This is a genomic window from Mycobacterium sp. HM-7, from assembly GCF_053852335.1.
This window is the reverse complement of the sequence record NZ_CM132657.1, coordinates 5,365,980-5,382,890: the sequence shown is the minus strand read 5'-3', so window position 1 is coordinate 5,382,890 and position 16,911 is coordinate 5,365,980. Positions and strand designations below refer to the sequence as shown.

Below are 16,911 nucleotides of genomic sequence, written 5' to 3'. Positions count from 1 at the left end.
GGTTCGGATATACGCACTTGCCCGCCTAATTGCAACGTTGTCGCAATTAGGCGGGCATTTTCATGTGTGGCTGGATCGCGATCTCGCGAGCTTGACCTGGTGGCGGACCCTCTCGATCAGATGATCGCCTGCTCCTGCAAGCTCGCGATCCGCGCCGCGTCATAGCCCAGTTCGCCCAGTATCTCTGCGCTGTGCTCGCCGATCAGCGGCGGCGGGCGGCGGATCGTCGCCGGCGTCGCGCCCATGCCCGCCAGCGGGCTGCCGATCAGGTCGACCGATCCGGCGGCGGCCCACATGTGCGGAGTCGTGGCGCGCAGGCCCCGGTGCTGCACCTGCGGATCATCCCAGACCTCCGCTAGATCGTTATAGCGCGCGGCCGGGATGCCCACGCTGTCGAACTTCGCCTGAAGCTCCTCCGTCGTGAACTGCCGGCTCCACACGTTGATGATGTCGATCAACTCCGCGCGATTGATCTTGGCCCGCTTGGCGTTGGTGTCGAAGCGCGGGTCGTCGTAGAGCTCGGGCCGGCCCATCAACTCCGACATGCGCCGCCAGTGGGCGTCGCTGCCGGCCGTTATGTACGTCATGCCGTCGCTCGCATGGATGAGGTCAGCGGGGCCGCCGCCGTTGCCGCCATTGCCCAGCCGCTCCGCCTGGACGCCGTTGATGAGATAGTCCTGCATGATGTGGCAGATCATCGCCACGGAACTGTCAAGCAGCGCCATGTCGATGTGCTGGCCCTCGCCCGTGCTGTTGCGATGGTTCAGTGCGGCGAGGATCGCGATGGCGCTGTTGTGGCCGGTCACGAAATCGACCAGGCTCGGACCGGCCTTCACCGGACCCGCGCCGGGCTGGCCTTCGGGGATTCCGGTCACGGCCATCATGCCGCCGCTCGCCTGGAACAACCCGTCGTAGCCCGCGCGCGCCGCCATCGGCCCGGTCTGGCCAAAGCCGGTGATCGAGCAATAGATGAGGCGGGGATTGATCGCCTTCAGGCTCTCGTAGTCCAGCCCGAACCGCTTGAGGTCGCCGACCTTGTAATTCTCGATCAGGATGTCCGCGGTCTTGACCAGGGCACGCAGGATGTCCTGCCCCTCCGGCTTGGAGTGGTTGACCGTGATCGACCGCTTGTTGCGGTTCGACGCGGTGAAGAAGCCGGACTGGCGAAGGTCCTTGCCGTCCTTGCCCTCGACCGAGGCAAGACCGTAACCGCGCCCTTCGTCACCGCTGCCCGGTCGCTCCACCTTGATGACGTCAGCGCCGAGGTCGCCCAGTATCTGTGCGCTGATTGGGCCGGCGAAGACGCGGGTCATGTCGATGACCCGGATACCTTCCAGGGCAAGCTGTGTCGTGCTCATGATCTCCTGATACTCATCCATTTCACATCGTGCCCCATCTATCGGTCGCGGTCGAGAACCGCGCGCGTGACCTCGCCCGCCCTCAGGGCCGCGATCGTCTCAACGTGCGCGACCCAGGTGAGCACTCGATCTTTGTGTACGTAGTGGCCAAGTCAACACCGGCCCGACATACCCTAGCAAGCGCTTGGTTGCTATGCTGTGACGATGGCGCCCGAATCGCCCGGCCAACCCGCGAGCAGGCGCGACGAGCTTCTGGAGCTCGCCGCGGCGATGTTCGCTGAGCGCGGGCTGAAGGCAACCACAGTCCGCGACATCGCAGACTCCGCGGGAATCCTCTCCGGAAGTCTCTACCACCACTTCAAATCGAAGGAACAAATGGTGGAGGAGATCATGCGTGATTTCCTCGACTGGCTGTTCGAAAAGTACCGGCAGATCATCGACACCGAGTCCGATCCGATGGAACGGCTCAAGGGTCTGTTCATGGCCTCCTTCGACGCCATCGAGCACCGGCATGCCCAGGTTGTCATCTACCAGGACGAGGCGAAACGGCTGGGTTCGCTGCCGCAGTTCGATTTCGTAGATGAGCGCAATCGCGAGCAGCGCAAGATGTGGGTCGACATCCTCAACGAGGGTGTGGCGCAAGGAGCCTTCCGCCCCGACCTCGACTTCGATCTGGTCTACCGATTCATCCGCGACACCACCTGGGTATCTGTTCGTTGGTATCAGCCAGGCGGGCCGTTGAGTGCGCGCGAGGTCGGTGAGCAGTACCTGGCCATTGTGCTCGGGGGCATCGCCGATCCCGCCAAAAGCATTGCGAACAAATAGATTTCTGAAACAAAGGAGTTGTGAAATGGCCGCATCTGAGGCGTACGTCATCGATGCCGTGCGTACCGCCGTCGGCAAGAAGGGTGGTGCCCTCGCCGGTTACCACCCGATCGACCTCGGTGTGGAGGCGTACCGCGGGATCTTCGCCCGCAACGACATCGACCCCGCGGCGTTCGACGATGTCATCGTCGGTTGCGTCGACGCCGTCGGTGGGCAGGCCGGCAACATCGGACGCCTGACCTGGCTGGCCGCCGGGTACGACGAGGCCGTCCCCGGCACCACTGTCGACCGGCAGTGTGGATCCTCGCAGCAGGCCATTTCCTTTGGTGCACAGGCGATCATGTCCGGCACCGCCGACCTGATCCTGGCCGCCGGCATCCAGAACATGAGCCAGATTCCGATCAGCTCCGCCATGATCGTCGGCGAGCAGTTCGGCTTCACCTCGCCGACCAACGAGTCGAAGCGCTGGGTGGAACGCTATGGCGACCAGGAGATTTCGCAGTTCCGCGGCGCCGAGATGATCGCCGAGCAGTGGGACATCTCCCGCGACGAGATGGAAGAGTTCGCCTTCAACAGCCACCAGCGGGCATTCACCGCGATCCGTGAGGGCCGCTTCGACAACGAGATCATCCCCGTCGGCGACTTCAAGGTCGACGAGGGCCCGCGCGAGAGCACGAGGGAGAAGCTGGCCTCGCTGAAGCCCCTGGTCGAGGGTGGCCGGCTGACCGCCGCCCTGGCGAGCCAGATCTCGGACGCGGCGTCGGCGACGCTGCTGGCCTCCGAGGCCGCGGTCAAGGCGCACGGCCTCAAGCCGCGCGCCCGCATCCACCACATCAGCTGCCGCGGCGACGACCCGGTGAAGATGCTGACCGGCCCCATCCCCGCGACCAAGTACGCGCTGGAGAAGACCGGCCTGAGCATCGACGACATCGACGTCATCGAGATCAACGAGGCGTTCGCGCCCGTCGTCCTGGCGTGGGCCAAGGATCTCAAGGCCGATCTGTCGAAGGTCAACCCGAACGGCGGCGGCATCGCGCTGGGCCACCCGCTCGGCGCCACCGGCGCCAAGCTGTTCGCCACCATGCTGAACGAGCTGGAGCGCACCGGCGGGCGTTACGGGCTACAGACGATGTGCGAGGGCGGCGGCACCGCCAACGTCACCATCATCGAGCGCCTCTGACAGCTGAGTACACAAACTGCCCCTTTCCCCTTGGAGAGGGGCAGTTTGCGTCCGGGCCGGGTTTACCGGTTCGAACAGCGGGGCATTCGGCAATCATGTTGAAGTCCATCGTCGTAGTGGCCGTGGCAGCTGTCCTCGGCGCAAGCGCGTGTTCGAGGCAGTCGCCTCCGCCGTCGGTTCCCTCGACCTCCAGCTCGACCTCGACGACGGTGACCTCGACGGAGATCATCCCGGGGGTTCCGGTTGGTCCGTCGACACCGCCGACGACCCCGTCGACGCGGGCCAGTACCAGCACCGTCACGGTGACGGTGCCGCCATCCAGCGTGACGGTTCCCAATCCGGTGCCGGTCATGCCGGCCCCGCCCGGGATGGGACGCTGACTATCCGGGTCGGTGACCCAGCAGCGCGCCGATGGCCTGCTCGGCCTTACCGACCTCCAGCGGTTCGCCGGTGATGATGTCGGCGTAGAGGAATGACTCCACGATGCGCACGATGAGGAAGGCGAGGTCGCGCGACGGCAGCGGTGGGTCCAGCTGACCCGCGGTGATCTCGTCGTCGAGCAGGTCTTCGATCGCCGCCACCAGGCGCCCCTGCAGGGTGCCTGCGCGGGTGGCCAGAATCCGCAGCGCACGTTCGGGTTCGCGGCGCAGAAACGCCTGGAAGAAGCCGGATTCGTCGATCACGGTCGCGTAGTGGCCGACGGCCCGGGCGATGTGGGCGGCGCCGTGCCCGGGCGCCGCGTCGATCGAGGCCTTGAGGGTGGGTTCGGCCAGTGACCACAGGATTTCGGCCAGCAGTTCGTCGCGGCCGCCGACCCAGCGGAACAGCGTCGCCCGGTTGATGCCGAGTTCGGTTGCGAGTTCCTGCATTTCGATTCGGCGACCCTCGATGAACCAGCGACGCGCGACGCGGAACGCCTCGAGGGGATCGGGACGTCGGTCTGTCGACGCGAGCATGCGACCCAACGGTGTCTCGCTGATGGCGCCCTCCTGTTCGCTCGCCGCCTTCGCATCATGATAGCGACTGATGTCGGCGTGAGATATATCTCCATCAGTCTCGCGTGTGCAACATATCTGAATATGATGCACGAGTGACCCAGAGCGACGCAGCCTCGATCCTTGACCTTTTCCGTCTCGATGGCCGCGTCGCGGTCGTCACCGGTGCCTCGAGTGGCCTCGGCGTCGGATTTGCGCAGGCACTGGCCCAGGCCGGCGCCGACGTCGTGCTCGGCGCGCGACGCGAAGACCGTCTCGCCGAGACCAAGGCACTCGTCGAAGCCGCAGGTCGCAAGGCAGTCGCCGTGCGCACCGACGTCACGGACCCGGACGACTGCAAGGCCCTCGTGCAGGCTGCTGTCGATTCCCTCGGGCGCGTCGACATTCTGGTGAACAATGCGGGGGTGGGCACGGCCGTCCCGGCGACGCGTGAAACTCCCGAGCAGTTCCGGTCTGTCATCGATCTGAACCTGAACGGGTGCTACTGGATGGCGCAGGCATGTGCCGCGCACATGCAGCCGGGCAGTTCGATCATCAACGTCAGCAGCATCCTCGGCCTGACGACCGCCGGCCTCCCGCAGGCGGCTTACGCGTCATCCAAGGCCGGGCTCATCGGCCTGACCCGTGACCTCGCGCAGCAGTGGACAGGACGTAAGGGCATCCGCGTCAACGCCCTGGCGCCGGGCTTCTTCGCCTCGGAGATGACCGAGCAGTACGAGGACGGCTACTTCGAAAACACCGTCCTGCCTCGGACCCTGGCCGGAAGGCTCGGGCGCACACAGGAACTCAGCGCCGCGCTGATCTTCCTGGCCAGTGATGCCAGCAGCTACGTCACCGGCATCACCCTGCCCGTCGAGGGTGGCCTGCTCACCAGCTGAGCCGAAAACCCACAAGGAGAACAACACTCGTGAAGCAGCTCAGCGGCATGGACGCCACTTTCCTCTATCTGGAGACTCCGACGACGTTCGGTCACGTCACCGGGCTGATGATCTTCGAGCGGCCCAGCGAGGAGTTCGACCCGTTCACCGCGGTCCACGCGAAGTACGCATCGCTCATCGGCGAACTCGAACCGTTGCGGCGGCGACTCGTCGAGGTGCCGCTGGGTCTCGACCACCCGTACTGGGTGGACGACCCGAACTTCGATCTCGACTTCCACATTCGCGAAATCCATTTGGCCCGACCGGGAATGGTCGACCAGCTGGCCGATCAGGTGGCCCGTATCGTGGGCCGCGCGATGGACCGCAGCCGTCCCCTGTGGGAGGTCTATGTCATCGACGGCCTGGACAACGGCAATTGGGCGATGCTGACCAAGTACCACCACGCCACCGTCGACGGGGCCGCCGGACAGTTGATGCTCAACATCCTGACCGACACCGAACCGGACGCCGCACCACCCGGACCCAGCCCGGCCTGGGAAGCCGAACCGTTGCCCGGCGACATCGAGCTGCTGCGCAAAGCCGTCATCAACCTGGCCGGACATCCCGTCAAGGCGCTCCGGTTCCAGACCCGGCTGGTCGGCCAGCTCGCCGACGCCGCCGGTATCGACAGCATCGGCAGCGCCGCCAGCAAGGCCGGATCGGCCATCAAAGCCATTGCGCGCCTTGGTAAAGAAGACGGACCAAAGATCCCGTTGCCGACCTCGGCCGCGCCGCCCACCCCGTGGAACAAGCCCATCACCGGGCATCGCCGGTTCGCCATGCGCACCGCGTCGCTGGAGAACGTCAAGCAGCTCAAGACCGCGACCGGCGGCACGGTCAACGACATCGTGATGGCGATCTGCGCCGGCGGTCTGCGTAGCTATCTGCAGGCCCACGACGCGCTGCCCGACGGCCCACTGCGGGCCATGGTGCCGGTGTCGATCCGCACCGGCGACGAAGAGGACCCGTGGACCAACCGGGTGTCCGCGATCTTCCCCGAACTGCCGACCGACTGCGCCGACCCGCTCGAGCGCGTGGCCCGCTGCCGCGCGGCGATGCTCGATGCGAAGCGCCTGCTGAATCTGGTGCCCGCCAGTCAACTCGGTGACATGGCTCAGGTGTCGGCTCCGGTGCTGTCGACGTCCGCGATGCGGCTGGCGTCCCGCTTCGGGCTGGCACACCGCATCGCGGCCACGCCCTTCAATCTGGTGATCTCGAATGTGCCCGGTCCGCGCAAGCCGCTGTACTTCGCGGGGGCGCAGCTGGTCAATCAGTTCCCGGTCTCGATCGTCACCGAAGGCCAGGGACTCAACATCACCGTGGTCAGCTATCTGGACCGCCTGGACTTCGGCTTCATCGTCGACCGCGAGCTGGTGCCCGACGTGTGGGACCTGGCGGACATGCACATCGACGAGATCGGCCGGCTGATGGCGGCCAGCGGCGCCCAATGGGTGCAGGAGCCGCAGCCCCCGGCGCCGCGACGCGGACCGGTCCGCGTCGTTCAACCCGGCGACGCCTACTGACGAGCTCTAGTGTTCAGGGCATGAGTGGTTCGGGCGACGAGAGTTTTCTGACAGTCGTCGTCGCACTCGGTGCCAACGCCCTGATCGCGGTGGCCAAGACCGTCGCCGCCGTCATCACGGGCAGCGCCTCGATGCTCGCCGAGTCGGCGCATTCGTGGGCAGACACCGGCAACGAGGTGTTCCTGCTGATCGGCACCCGGCAGTCGGACAAGCCGGCTGATGCCGAACATCGGCTGGGTTACGGCCGGGCGGGCTACATCTGGTCGATGTTCGCGGCCTTCGGGTTGTTCACCGTCGGCGCCGTGGTGTCGATCTGGCACGGCATCCAGTCCCTCAAGGGCGAAGCCGAGACGACGTCCTACGGCTGGGCTTATGCGGTGCTCGCGGTCTCGTTCGTGTTGGAGGGATCGTCGTTCCTGCAAGCACTGTCGCAGACGAAGTCCGGCGCGCTCGAGCGACGGATCCATCCGCTGCGCTACATCCGCGTCACGTCGAACCCTATGCTGCGCGCGGTCTTCGCCGAGGATCTGTCGGCTCTCATCGGCATCGTGATCGCGACGGGTGGCATCCTGACGCACCAACTCACCGGTAACGCGGTCTGGGACGCCATCGGCTCGATCTTGGTCGGACTGCTTCTCGGGCTGGTGGCGCTGTTCCTCATCGGGCGCAACATGGATTTTCTGACGGGGGAGAGCGTCACCCCGCTCGCGCGCAACAACGCCCTGCTGGCCCTACTCGACCATCACGACATCGAGCGGGTCAGTTATCTGCACATGGAATGGGTTGGCGCGAACCGGATCTATCTCGTCGCGGCCGTCGACCTCGTCGGTGACGCGGCCGAATCGAACGTCGCCGCGCGGCTCAACGCCATCGCCGACGCGTTGGCGGACCGCCCCGAGATCGTGCGCGCCGTGCTGACCCTGACCCGGCCGGGTGACACCACTGATCTGCGTCCGACCGCGCTGCCCGAGTGGTATCGCTAGTCGGGGCTGATCGGCGCGCGGTGCGCCGTCGCGACCAACGCGCGCGCCAGCACCGATCCGGGCTCGGCGGCGCTGGTGACCAGCGCGACCGTCGCCGTCACCTGGGGTTCGTCCAACGGCACCACCCGCACTCCGTCCGGCGGGCGCAAAGTGTCCAGCCAGGTCTGGGGGACGATGCTCGCCCACCGGCCACCGCTGACGTGCGCCAGCAGGGACACCACCGAATCCGCCTCGAGCCGCGGCGTCGCCGTCAGCCCGTGCGCCGCGAGTACATCGTCCAGCAGCTGCCGGCCGCGCATCCCGGTGTTCAACAGACACAGCGGCAATTCCAGGGCATCGGACCAGGTCATCGGATTCGGTTGGTTGGCAAGCAGTTCCGCGCCGGCGATGAGAACCTGCCGTTCCTCGTACAACGGTGTGACCGTCAAGCCGGTGGTGTCGATGCCGTCGGGGTAGATGACTCCGGCGTCGAGTTCGAATCGGCGGATGCGCTCGACGATGCCCGCCGAGCGCAGACTGCTCTCCAATTGCACTCGTACCAAAGGATGTTCGAGACAGAAGGGATCGGTCAGCAGGGCCACCGTGCCCGATGCGGCCGGGATGACGCCCAGCCGGAGCTCGCCGGTCAGGCCCGTCTGCAACGCGGTGACCTCGTGGATGAGGGCGTCGTGATCGGCCAGAATCCGGCGCGCCCACAACACCAGCCGTTCGCCTTCGGGCGTCAGACCCTCGAAGCTCTGCCCGCGCCGCACCAGCGGCACCTTCAGTTCGTTCTCGAGCTTGCGGATGGCCTCGGACAGCGCCGGTTGCGACACATAGCAGGCAGCAGCGGCCCGCGCGAAGTGCTTCTCGCGGGCGAGCGCCACGAAGTATTCGAGCTGGCGGAACAGCATGAACTATTCGACCACGACTGATAGGCATTGCTTATCAGGCTCACGGAAATTGCCCTTGGACTCAGGCGTCGTCTGCCGAGCAGACTTGACCCATGACCGACCGGAGCACCGAGCAGCGTACCGAGTCCGACGAGCAAGGCGAACCTGAGTTCAAGCCCTACCATCATCCCGCCGCCGGCTGGGGCGCGGCGATCAGCGTCACGAAGTTCCTGGCGCGCGAACGTGAACCCATCAGCGGGCCGCACGCGATCATGAAGATGAACCACGAGGACGGTGGCTTCGACTGTCCGGGCTGCGCCTGGCCCGACGACATGAAGGGCCTCAAGCTCGACATCTGCGAGAACGGCATCAAGCACGTCACGTGGGAGATGACGCACAAGCGATGCGGCCCGGAATTCTTTGCCCAGCACACGGTTTCGGAACTGGCCGAGTGGAGCGACTTCGCGCTGGAAGACACCGGCCGGTTGACCGAGCCGATGGTGTACGACGCCGAGACCGACCGGTACAAGCCCATCAGCTGGCGCGACGCCTTCGACCTGATCGGCCGGGCGCTGGCGGAACTCGACGACCCGAACCAGGCGTCGTACTACACCTCGGGCCGGCTCGGCAACGAGGCGACGTTCCTCTATCAACTGCTGGCCCGCGAGCTGGGCACCAACAACCTGCCCGACTGCTCCAACATGTGCCACGAGGCCAGTGGCCGCGCCATGCAGGCGTCGCTCGGTACCGGCAAGGGCACCGTCGACCTCGAGGACTGGGAGACCGCCGACGCGCTGTTCGTCATCGGTGTCAACGCCGCGTCCAACGCGCCCCGCATGCTCACCGCGCTGTCGGAGGCCTACCGCCGCGGCGCACAGATCGTGCACATCAACCCGCTCGTCGAGGCCGGCGCCACCAAGACCATCATTCCGCACGACTTTCTGCGGATGGCGACCTTCAAGTCCACCAAGACCAGCACGCTGAACCTGCAGCCCCGGATCGGCGGCGACATGGCCTTGATCCGCGGCATCGCCAAAGTTGTTCTGGAGCAAGCAGAGTCGGACCCGAAGGCGCTCGACGTCGAATTCATCGAACGGTACACCGCCGGATTCGAGGCCTATCGGTCCGCGGTCGAGGCGACGTCGTGGGATGAGATCGTCTACAAGTCCGGGGTGTCGGAACGCGATATCCGCCGGGCCGCCAAGATTTACCGTGACTCGGACCGCAGCATCATCAGTTGGTGCCTGGGCGTCACCCAGCACGAACACGGTGTCGACAGCGTCCGCGAAATCGTGAATCTGCTTCTGCTGCGCGGCAATCTGGGCCGTGAGGGAGCCGGACCGTCCCCGGTGCGCGGGCACAGCAATGTGCAGGGCAACCGCACCTGCGGCATCGATCACCGGCCGACCGAGGCGTTTCTGGAACGCCTTGCCGAGGTGTGCGACATCGACCCGCCGCTGGCGCACGGGCTCGACACCGTCCACACCATCGAGGGCATGCACAGCGGCGACGTCAAGGTTTTCATCGGCATGGGCGGCAATTTCGCGAGCGCCGCACCGGATACCGCGTACACCTTCGAGGGGTTACAGAAATGCGAGCTCACCGTCCAGGTCAGCACCAAGCTCAACCGCAGCCACGTGATTCACGGTCGCCAGGCCCTGATCCTGCCGTGTCTGGGCCGCACCGAGAAAGACCATCAGAAGGAGGGCATCCAGTCCACCTCGGTCGAGGACTCGATGAGCATGGTGCACCTGTCGGTCGGTATGAAGAAGCCGGCCTCGCCGCACCTGCTGTCCGAGCCCGCGATCATCGCCGGTATCGCCGCGGCGGCGCTGCCTGAGAGCCGCACTCCGTGGCAGTGGTACGTCGAGGACTACGACCGAATCCGCGACACGATGGCCAAGGTGCTCAACGGTTTTGAGGACTTCAACCGGCGGGTCCGCCTGCCGCTGGGCTTCCGGATCAAGCAGCCGGCTCGGGAACTGATCTTCCTGACGCCGTCCGGCCGGGCCGAGTTCTCGGCTGTCGAGCTGCCCGACGAAACCCTCAGTGAGGGTACGTTGATTCTCGCGACGCTGCGGTCGCACGACCAGTGGAACACCACCGTCTACTCCGACAACGACCGGTACCGCGGCATCAAGAACCTGCGCACGCTGATCTTCATGAACGAGCGCTACATGGCCGACCGCGGCCTCAAGGAGTTCGACGACGTCGACATCGTCGCCACCGCACGCGACGGCAGCGTCCGCTCGCTGCGGCGCTACAAGGCGGTGCCGTACGGCATCCCGCGCGGCAACGCCGCCGGCTACATGCCCGAGATGAATGTCCTCTGCGCCATCGGCGATTTCAGCACGCAGAGCGATCAGCCGATCATGAAGAACGTCAAGGTCACCGTGACGAAGTCGGAGGGTTAGGCGCCACTGTCTGCGCTAGTCGCGGGTCCCCGGCAACAGCATCGACACCACGATCGCGGCGGTGACGCCGATGATGGTGTCGATGCCACGAGCGACCAGCAGCACAAGGGGTTCGGTGGGTGCGGCGAGGTCGGTCATCAGCATGATCAACGGAGTGAAGAAGCCCAGCGCGACCGCGTGGTGGTGGGTCATGAACAGTTCGGTGGGGAACAGCAGCGCCATCACGCAGATCGCCAGCACGTACTGGCTGGGCTGCGGCACCAGTAGCGCGGCCGCCACGGCCAGCCCGATGAAAGTGCCGCCCAGGCGGTGGATTCCGCGTCTGATCCGGCCGCTGGCATCAGCGGCCGCCAACGGTCCCGCTGCCGCGGCGATGGCCCAGTTGGCATGGTCGACACCCAGCGCCAGGCCGGCAGTGCCCGCGGCGGTGATGGCGAGCGCGTAGCGGCCGGCGTGGATCAGCACGTCGCGTCGGTTCGGCAGGGTGAGCCGGGCCGCGGGCGTCATGGTCCGCGGCGCGTCGAGCACGCCCAGCAGAACGCAGAACAAAGCTGTTGCGGCACAAAGCAAGATCGCCGACGACGGCGCCACGGGGCCGGCGGGCACCGTGGCGATGGCGCCGAGGGCGAAGACGCCGTAGAACGGTCCCTCCGGCTTGAGCGCGAGGTAGTCGGTCACCACAGAGCCGACCGATGCGAACGTCACCGCCGCGATGACCAGGACAGCCGGCGGCACGTGGGAATTGGCCAGTGCCACGCCGATGGCCACGCCCAGAACCAGGATCACGCCGCCCTGGGTCTGATGGGTGAACCGACGGGCGCGGGTTTCGGTGCGGCCGTACATGCCGGTGACGGCACCGAACACCGCGTAGATGATCAAGTCGGGGCGTCCCGCTGCCAGCAGCGCGATGCCGGGGATGGCCAACCCGAGGGCGACCCGCAGTGCCGGGCGGTGGTCTTCCATCGGCGGTGTCATGGCCCGGCGCACGCGCAGATAGACGGTGCGCATGTGCTCACTCCGATCGATGACCGACTGACTCAGTCAGGTTCCCGCATCAGGGAGTGGCCGTCAAAGTGGAAAATCCGAGCGGGTGATCGGCGGCGCCTATCGAGGCGCCGCTCGGAATCACCCCAGCACAGGGAAGCTGCGGCGCTTGGCCAGCCGGTCCATGCCGGACTGGATGGCGAACCGCACTTCGTCGTAGACCTTGTCGACGTAGGCGGCGTCGTCGGCGCGTTCGGGGTCGGTGTCCACGCAGATGGGGTCGAGCAACTCGGTGCGGATCTTCGCGGGCAGCGGCAGGTGCATCGGCAGCACCTCGACGGCGAGCGGGAACGGGAAACCGGCGATGATCGGCATGTTGGCGCCGCGCAGCCGCTTGCCGAGGCCACTCCACTTGGCGAGGAACTTGCCCTCGTTCAGCACGAAGACAGTGTCGTGGCCGCCGATCGTCGCGACGGGGACGATCGGCACACCCGACCGGATCGCCTGCTTCACAAAGCCTTTCCGGCCGGCGAGGATCGCCTTGTCGCGGTCGCGCCAGTTGCGCATCGCGTCCAGCTCGCCGCCCGGCCACACTACGACGTCATGTCCCGCGGCCAGCGCGTTCGTGACACCGTCACGCGAGGCGGGGATGACTCCGACTGCGCGGAAGTAGTCACCGAGACCCGGCGCACCCATCAGCACATCGTGCGCGGTGCCGTGCAGGACGCGCCGGCCGTCGAAGTGCCGGTACCAGGAGTGCACGAGGGTCCAGGCATCCATGGTCAGGGAACCGCCGGAGTGGATACCGATCAGCAGCGATGGCTCGTCAGGCACCTTGTGCCAGCCGTCGATCTCGAGCCGGAAGTAGTGGTCGCACAGGAAGTTCCAGATCGGGTTCTGGACGTACCGCATGAAGGTCGGGTTCGGGACGCTCGGGGCGGCGGTCAGCGTGGTCATCAGTCCTCGTTTGCGGGGTCTTGCCGTCCGCGGCGCCTGCCGACCGCGCGGACTATGGCATTGATCGCGGCAAGGGTCAGAACGGGGAGCAAGGTGACGACAATGTAGGCCACACCACCGATGGCAGTCATTCGACCGGTTACCTCTCTGGTGCGGATTGTCGAGCCTGTTATAGCAGGTAGAAACCTTGCCGCTGGGGTCGATGACTACGTTACGGAGGCTTGAGGGCGGTTGCGACATCCCCTGCGGCCGAAGATCTGCGGCAATTCCGCGGATATGTTGTCGCGAGAAGCCAACGGGTTGCGGCGGACGACCCGGCGCACGACCCGGCCGGCGACCAGACGCAAAACTGCCCCTTTTCACGTGAAAAGGGGCAGTTTTACGTCTGGTCGCGAGGGGGAGGTGCCACCTCGCGCAGGAACTAGACGATGTAGCTCGTCGCAGCCCGCAGGTGTGCGATGGCCTCGGCCGCGATCTGCGGCACCAGCTCGGCGCACGACGGCAGACTGTCGATGATGCCGGCCACCTGGCCCGACGCCAGCACGCCCGCCTCGGTATTGCCTTCCACCAGACCGGCTTTCAGCAGCATCGGGGTGTTGGCCGCCATGACGACCTGCGACCAGGTCAGGTCCTTGCCGTGACGCATGGCCAGGCCGTCCTTGACCATCGACCGCCAGCTCATGCCGGACATCTTCTTGAACTTCTGGGCGTTTCCGACCGCGGCGACGAAACCACGTACCGGTGAACCGCTTTCGAGCTTCTCCACCAGTCCGGTGCGCAGCACGCGGTGCGGCATGCCGTCGACGCGGGTCGACACCACCGTGCCGTCCAGCGCGGCCTCCAGGTACCGCTGCTTGACGGCATCGGGCACCGTCGAGTCCGAGGTCAGCAGGAAGCGCGTGCCCATCGCAACACCGGCGGCACCGTAAGACAGTGCGGCCGCCAGGCCACGGCCGTCGAAGAAGCCGCCGGCGGCGATCACCGGCATGCCGGTGTCCTTGACCGCGTCCAGCACTGACGGCAGCAGGAGCGTGGTGGCGATCGGGCCGGTGTGGCCACCACCCTCGCCGCCCTGCACGATCACCGCGTCGGCACCCCAGCTGGCCACCTTTTTGGCGTGCTTGGCCAGACCGACCGACGGAATCACCACGACTCCGGCATCTTTCAGCTTGGCGATCAGCTCGGGCTTGGGCGCCAGGGCGAAGGAGGCGACTTTGACTCCTTCGCGGATCAGGAGGTCGCAGCGGGCGTCCGCGTCGCCGGCGTCGGCACGCATGTTGATGCCGAACGGCTTGTCGGTGGCCGCCTTGACCTTGGTGACGGCGGTCTGCAGCTCGTCCAGCGTCATCGTCGCCGAGGCCAGGATGCCGAGACCACCGGCGTTGGAGGTGGCCGCGACCAAGCGCGCTCCGGCCACCCAGCCCATGCCGGTCTGCACGACCGGGTACTCGATGCCGACCAGCTCGGTCAGCGGGGTCTTCAGCTTGGACATGCCTAGGCCTTGACCTCTTTGTCCCGCAGCGACTTCGGGTCGATCACTTCGCGCAGCAGCTGCAGTTCCTCAGCCGTCGGCACGCGGGTCTCGCCGGCGGCGGCCAGGCCGTGCACCTCGAACGAGGTGTTGTCGGCGACCTCGTCGGCCGTCACACCCGGGTGCAGCGATACCGCCCGCATCTGGTGCTCGGGGCCGTTGAAGTCGAACACGCCGAGGTTCGAGACCACCTGGTAGACGTTCAGGAAACGGTACGCGGGGTTGGCCGGATCGACCTTGTCCCAACCGATTCCGGAGACGATGTCGACCGACTCGGCGAACACGCGCTTGGTGTGATTGCCCACGAAGTAACTCGTCGCGTGGTTGATGCTGTTGCCGGGCGCGCCGCGCACACCGAACATCTGGCGGGTCGGCTGCTGGATCGGGCCGAAGGCCGACAGGTTCTGGTTGCCGTAACGGTCGATCTGGTTGGCGCCCATGACCACATGGCGACGGCCCCAGGCCAGCGTCTCGAAAACGCGGTTGAACGGCATCCAGCCCTCGACGGCGAACGGGGCGCCGATCGCCGGGGTGTCGGCCAGCATGCGGGCCTCACCGTCGGTGATCACGATGTCGGGGGAGAACGTCAGCCGGGCCAGGCGGGCACCGATCTGTACGACGGTCGTCATGGGGCTGGCCATGATTTCCCCTGCGTCACGGAACAATTCGGCGCAGGCGACGGCACAGATTTCGGAGCGGGTTGCGTCACTCATTTGGCTGTCTCCTTCTGGGCCTCGGCGAACTTACGGACCGCGGCCTGGTAGTCGGCTTCGGTTCCGGACAGGTAGGTCTTGACGAACTCGGCCCACGTCTCTTCCGAGCCGGCGGCTTCGGCGTAGTGACGCTGGAACTTCTCGTCGCGCCGGTAGTCGGGCTCGTTGGTGGTGAAGTGCGCGCCGTTCGGGGCCTCGACGACGGTGTCGACCATCATGCGGTTGATGACCTGCTGCTGCGGCACAACCGAGTTCACGAGCTCTTCGGTGGAGACAATCTTCTCGACCGACAGGTGCCGGCGCTTGGCCGACATCAGGAACAGGTCGTCGAAGTAGGGGTCGATGCCGGTGTACGCGGCGTTGCCCTTCACGTCACCGAGGTTCATGTGCACGAACGCGGCGTCGAGGTTCAGCGCCGGCATGGCGATGAGCTCTTCGTCGCCGTAGGGAGACTTGACGGTCTTGAGCTCGTCACCCCAGAACGTGCGGACGTCGCTGCCGAGGCCGGCGCGGATCGGCAGGAACGGCAACCGCTGTGCGGCCGCCTGCAGGCCGCAGCGCAGCATGCCCTCGTCCATCTCGCGGGCCTCGATGGCGCCTTCCATGCGGCGGCGCGCGAACCACGGGTCGTAGAACGGCGGCGAGTCCAGCGACACGAAGCCGTAGTAGACGCGCTTGACCTTGCCTGCGGCACACAGCAATCCGAGATCCGGACCGCCGTAGGTGACGACGGTCAGGTCGGTGACGTCAGTGCGCAGCAGGGCGCGGATGAAGGCCATCGGCTTGCGGCGGGAACCCCAGCCGCCGATGCCGATGGTCATGCCGCTTTCGATCTCGGCTACTGCCGCATCGAGAGTTGTTGTCTTGTCTGCCATTATTTCGCAGCTCCCTTGTTGGTCCCCGCGAACTCGTCGCGGTGCTCGTCGGACACGCCGGACAGATTCAGTTCGAAGGTGAAGCCCTGCTCCATGCGGTAGCGCGCGTTGACGGGCTGCACGTCGATGAAGTTCAGCGCCTCCTTGGCGGCGCGGATCACGCGGGTGTCCTTCGACGCGATGTCGCGGGCGACGCGCAGTGCGGCCTCGTCCAGTTCCTCGCGCGGCACGACCTCGTGGATGGAACCGAAGTGCTGCAGCGTCGTCGCGGGCACGGTGGCGGCGGTGAAGAACAGTCGGCGCATCATGTGCTGCGGGACCAGGCGGGACAGGTGGGTCGCCGCGCCCAGGGCGCCGCGCTCGACCTCGGGCAGACCGAACTTGGCATCGTCGGAAGCGACGATGACGTCCGAGTTGCCGACCAGACCGATGCCGCCACCCACACAGAAGCCGTTGACCGCCGCGATGACCGGGACCTGGCATTCGTACACCGCACGGAACGCCTCGTAGCAGCCGCGGTTGGCGTCGATCAGCGCGCCGAAGCCCTCGGTGTTCTGCATTTCCTTGATGTCGACGCCGGCGTTGAAGCCACGTCCCTCAGCCCGAAGGATCACCACGTGGGTGCTCTTGTCGCGTCCGGCCGCGGTGACCTGGTCAGCCAGCTCGAACCAACCGGCCGAGGGGATGGCGTTGACCGGCGGGTAGTTCACGGTGACCGAGACGATGCCCGGTTCGACTGTCTTGGTGGTGATGGTCATCAGTCACTTCCTGGGGGACGGGTACC

The 16,911-nt window shown here is 66.2% G+C and carries 16 protein-coding genes; 6 read left to right on the top strand and 10 right to left on the bottom strand.

Going from position 1 to position 16,911, the window contains the following annotated elements; genetic code table 11:
* Nucleotides 1-116 precede the first annotated feature (116 nt).
* On the bottom strand, nt 117-1,379 hold the full coding sequence (locus ACWW1C_RS26015) for a CaiB/BaiF CoA transferase family protein (protein WP_455980945.1): 1,263 nt from the start codon (nt 1,377-1,379) through the stop codon (nt 117-119).
* A gap of 183 nt (nt 1,380-1,562) precedes the next feature.
* Between ACWW1C_RS26015 and kstR2 the strand changes: the two genes are divergently transcribed.
* The gene (gene kstR2 / locus ACWW1C_RS26010) at nt 1,563-2,183 is read left to right on the top strand and encodes a TetR family transcriptional regulator KstR2 (RefSeq protein ID WP_138232737.1); all 621 of its coding nucleotides are present in this window, start codon (nt 1,563-1,565) and stop codon (nt 2,181-2,183) included.
* 25 nt (nt 2,184-2,208) lie between these two features.
* Nucleotides 2,209-3,363 carry a steroid 3-ketoacyl-CoA thiolase FadA6 gene (gene fadA6, locus ACWW1C_RS26005; RefSeq protein WP_455980944.1) on the top strand — a complete coding sequence of 385 codons (1,155 nt, stop codon included), beginning with the start codon at nt 2,209-2,211 and terminating at the stop codon, nt 3,361-3,363.
* Here fadA6 and ACWW1C_RS26000 read toward each other — a convergent pair.
* Together ACWW1C_RS26000 and ACWW1C_RS25995 are read right to left on the bottom strand one after the other, a co-directional pair.
* Entirely contained in the window at nt 3,347-3,715 is a 369-nt protein-coding gene (locus tag ACWW1C_RS26000; protein WP_455980943.1) for a hypothetical protein, read from the bottom strand. The two genes, fadA6 and ACWW1C_RS26000, sit on opposite strands and share 17 nt — an antisense overlap.
* A 28-nt stretch (nt 3,716-3,743) precedes the next feature.
* A complete protein-coding gene (locus ACWW1C_RS25995; RefSeq protein WP_455980942.1) occupies nt 3,744-4,319 on the bottom strand; it encodes a QsdR family transcriptional regulator in 576 nt (191 codons plus the stop codon).
* A 134-nt stretch (nt 4,320-4,453) separates the two neighbouring features.
* Here ACWW1C_RS25995 and ACWW1C_RS25990 point away from each other — a divergent pair, with 134 nt between their 5' ends.
* Genes ACWW1C_RS25990 through ACWW1C_RS25980 form a run of 3 tightly spaced genes read left to right on the top strand, consistent with a single transcriptional unit; the run spans nt 4,454 to nt 7,781 of the window.
* Nucleotides 4,454-5,236 (top strand): SDR family NAD(P)-dependent oxidoreductase, encoded by a 783-nt coding sequence (locus tag ACWW1C_RS25990; protein WP_455980941.1) that lies wholly within the window; start codon nt 4,454-4,456, stop codon nt 5,234-5,236.
* A gap of 29 nt (nt 5,237-5,265) precedes the next feature.
* Nucleotides 5,266-6,798, top strand: coding sequence for a WS/DGAT/MGAT family O-acyltransferase (locus tag ACWW1C_RS25985; RefSeq protein WP_455980940.1), 1,533 nt, complete (start codon nt 5,266-5,268; stop codon nt 6,796-6,798).
* A gap of 20 nt (nt 6,799-6,818) precedes the next feature.
* The gene (locus tag ACWW1C_RS25980; RefSeq protein ID WP_455980939.1) at nt 6,819-7,781 is read left to right on the top strand and encodes a cation diffusion facilitator family transporter; all 963 of its coding nucleotides are present in this window, start codon (nt 6,819-6,821) and stop codon (nt 7,779-7,781) included.
* On the opposite strand, the gene ACWW1C_RS25975 is transcribed toward ACWW1C_RS25980, so the two are convergent.
* The gene (locus ACWW1C_RS25975; RefSeq protein WP_455980938.1) at nt 7,778-8,674 is read right to left on the bottom strand and encodes a LysR family transcriptional regulator; all 897 of its coding nucleotides are present in this window, start codon (nt 8,672-8,674) and stop codon (nt 7,778-7,780) included. The genes ACWW1C_RS25980 and ACWW1C_RS25975 overlap by 4 nt on opposite strands.
* Nucleotides 8,675-8,766: 92 nt before the next feature.
* On the opposite strand from ACWW1C_RS25975, the gene ACWW1C_RS25970 reads away from it, so the two are divergent.
* On the top strand, nt 8,767-11,067 hold the full coding sequence (locus ACWW1C_RS25970) for an FdhF/YdeP family oxidoreductase (RefSeq protein ID WP_455980937.1): 2,301 nt from the start codon (nt 8,767-8,769) through the stop codon (nt 11,065-11,067).
* Nucleotides 11,068-11,082: 15 nt separating this feature from the next.
* Here the strand turns inward: ACWW1C_RS25970 and ACWW1C_RS25965 are convergent, their stop codons facing one another.
* From ACWW1C_RS25965 to echA20, 6 genes are all read right to left on the bottom strand, one after another.
* Complete coding sequence (locus tag ACWW1C_RS25965; RefSeq protein WP_455980936.1) at nt 11,083-12,075, bottom strand: FUSC family protein; 993 nt, start codon at nt 12,073-12,075, stop codon at nt 11,083-11,085.
* Between the two features lie 117 nt (nt 12,076-12,192).
* The gene (locus ACWW1C_RS25960; protein WP_455980935.1) at nt 12,193-13,008 is read right to left on the bottom strand and encodes a lysophospholipid acyltransferase family protein; all 816 of its coding nucleotides are present in this window, start codon (nt 13,006-13,008) and stop codon (nt 12,193-12,195) included.
* A gap of 421 nt (nt 13,009-13,429) precedes the next feature.
* Nucleotides 13,430-14,500, bottom strand: coding sequence for an NAD(P)H-dependent flavin oxidoreductase (locus ACWW1C_RS25955; protein WP_455980934.1), 1,071 nt, complete (start codon nt 14,498-14,500; stop codon nt 13,430-13,432).
* Between the two features lie 2 nt (nt 14,501-14,502).
* Nucleotides 14,503-15,252, bottom strand: coding sequence for a cholesterol ring-cleaving hydrolase subunit IpdB (gene ipdB / locus ACWW1C_RS25950; protein ID WP_455980933.1), 750 nt, complete (start codon nt 15,250-15,252; stop codon nt 14,503-14,505).
* A complete protein-coding gene (locus ACWW1C_RS25945; protein WP_455980932.1) occupies nt 15,249-16,127 on the bottom strand; it encodes a CoA transferase subunit A in 879 nt (292 codons plus the stop codon). The genes ipdB and ACWW1C_RS25945 overlap by 4 nt, the downstream gene beginning before the upstream one ends.
* On the bottom strand, nt 16,127-16,885 hold the full coding sequence (gene echA20 / locus ACWW1C_RS25940) for a (7aS)-7a-methyl-1,5-dioxo-2,3,5,6,7,7a-hexahydro-1H-indene-carboxyl-CoA hydrolase (RefSeq protein WP_455980931.1): 759 nt from the start codon (nt 16,883-16,885) through the stop codon (nt 16,127-16,129). Before echA20 ends, ACWW1C_RS25945 begins: the two co-directional genes overlap by 1 nt.
* Nucleotides 16,886-16,911 lie beyond the last annotated feature (26 nt).

Bases quoted from the DNA above. Each gene is read 5' to 3' on its own strand.
- ACWW1C_RS26015 (WP_455980945.1), bottom strand. From the start codon at position 1,379: ATGGATGAGTATCAGGAGATCATGAGCACGACACAGCTTGCCCTGGAA.
- kstR2 (WP_138232737.1), top strand. From the start codon at position 1,563: ATGGCGCCCGAATCGCCCGGCCAACCCGCGAGCAGGCGCGACGAGCTT.
- fadA6 (WP_455980944.1), top strand. From the start codon at position 2,209: ATGGCCGCATCTGAGGCGTACGTCATCGATGCCGTGCGTACCGCCGTC.
- ACWW1C_RS26000 (WP_455980943.1), bottom strand. From the start codon at position 3,715: ATGACCGGCACCGGATTGGGAACCGTCACGCTGGATGGCGGCACCGTC.
- ACWW1C_RS25995 (WP_455980942.1), bottom strand. From the start codon at position 4,319: ATGCTCGCGTCGACAGACCGACGTCCCGATCCCCTCGAGGCGTTCCGC.
- ACWW1C_RS25980 (WP_455980939.1), top strand. From the start codon at position 6,819: ATGAGTGGTTCGGGCGACGAGAGTTTTCTGACAGTCGTCGTCGCACTC.
- ACWW1C_RS25975 (WP_455980938.1), bottom strand. From the start codon at position 8,674: ATGCTGTTCCGCCAGCTCGAATACTTCGTGGCGCTCGCCCGCGAGAAG.
- ACWW1C_RS25970 (WP_455980937.1), top strand. From the start codon at position 8,767: ATGACCGACCGGAGCACCGAGCAGCGTACCGAGTCCGACGAGCAAGGC.
- ACWW1C_RS25965 (WP_455980936.1), bottom strand. From the start codon at position 12,075: ATGCGCACCGTCTATCTGCGCGTGCGCCGGGCCATGACACCGCCGATG.
- ACWW1C_RS25960 (WP_455980935.1), bottom strand. From the start codon at position 13,008: ATGACCACGCTGACCGCCGCCCCGAGCGTCCCGAACCCGACCTTCATG.
- ACWW1C_RS25955 (WP_455980934.1), bottom strand. From the start codon at position 14,500: ATGTCCAAGCTGAAGACCCCGCTGACCGAGCTGGTCGGCATCGAGTAC.
- ipdB (WP_455980933.1), bottom strand. From the start codon at position 15,252: ATGAGTGACGCAACCCGCTCCGAAATCTGTGCCGTCGCCTGCGCCGAA.
- ACWW1C_RS25945 (WP_455980932.1), bottom strand. From the start codon at position 16,127: ATGGCAGACAAGACAACAACTCTCGATGCGGCAGTAGCCGAGATCGAA.
- echA20 (WP_455980931.1), bottom strand. From the start codon at position 16,885: ATGACCATCACCACCAAGACAGTCGAACCGGGCATCGTCTCGGTCACC.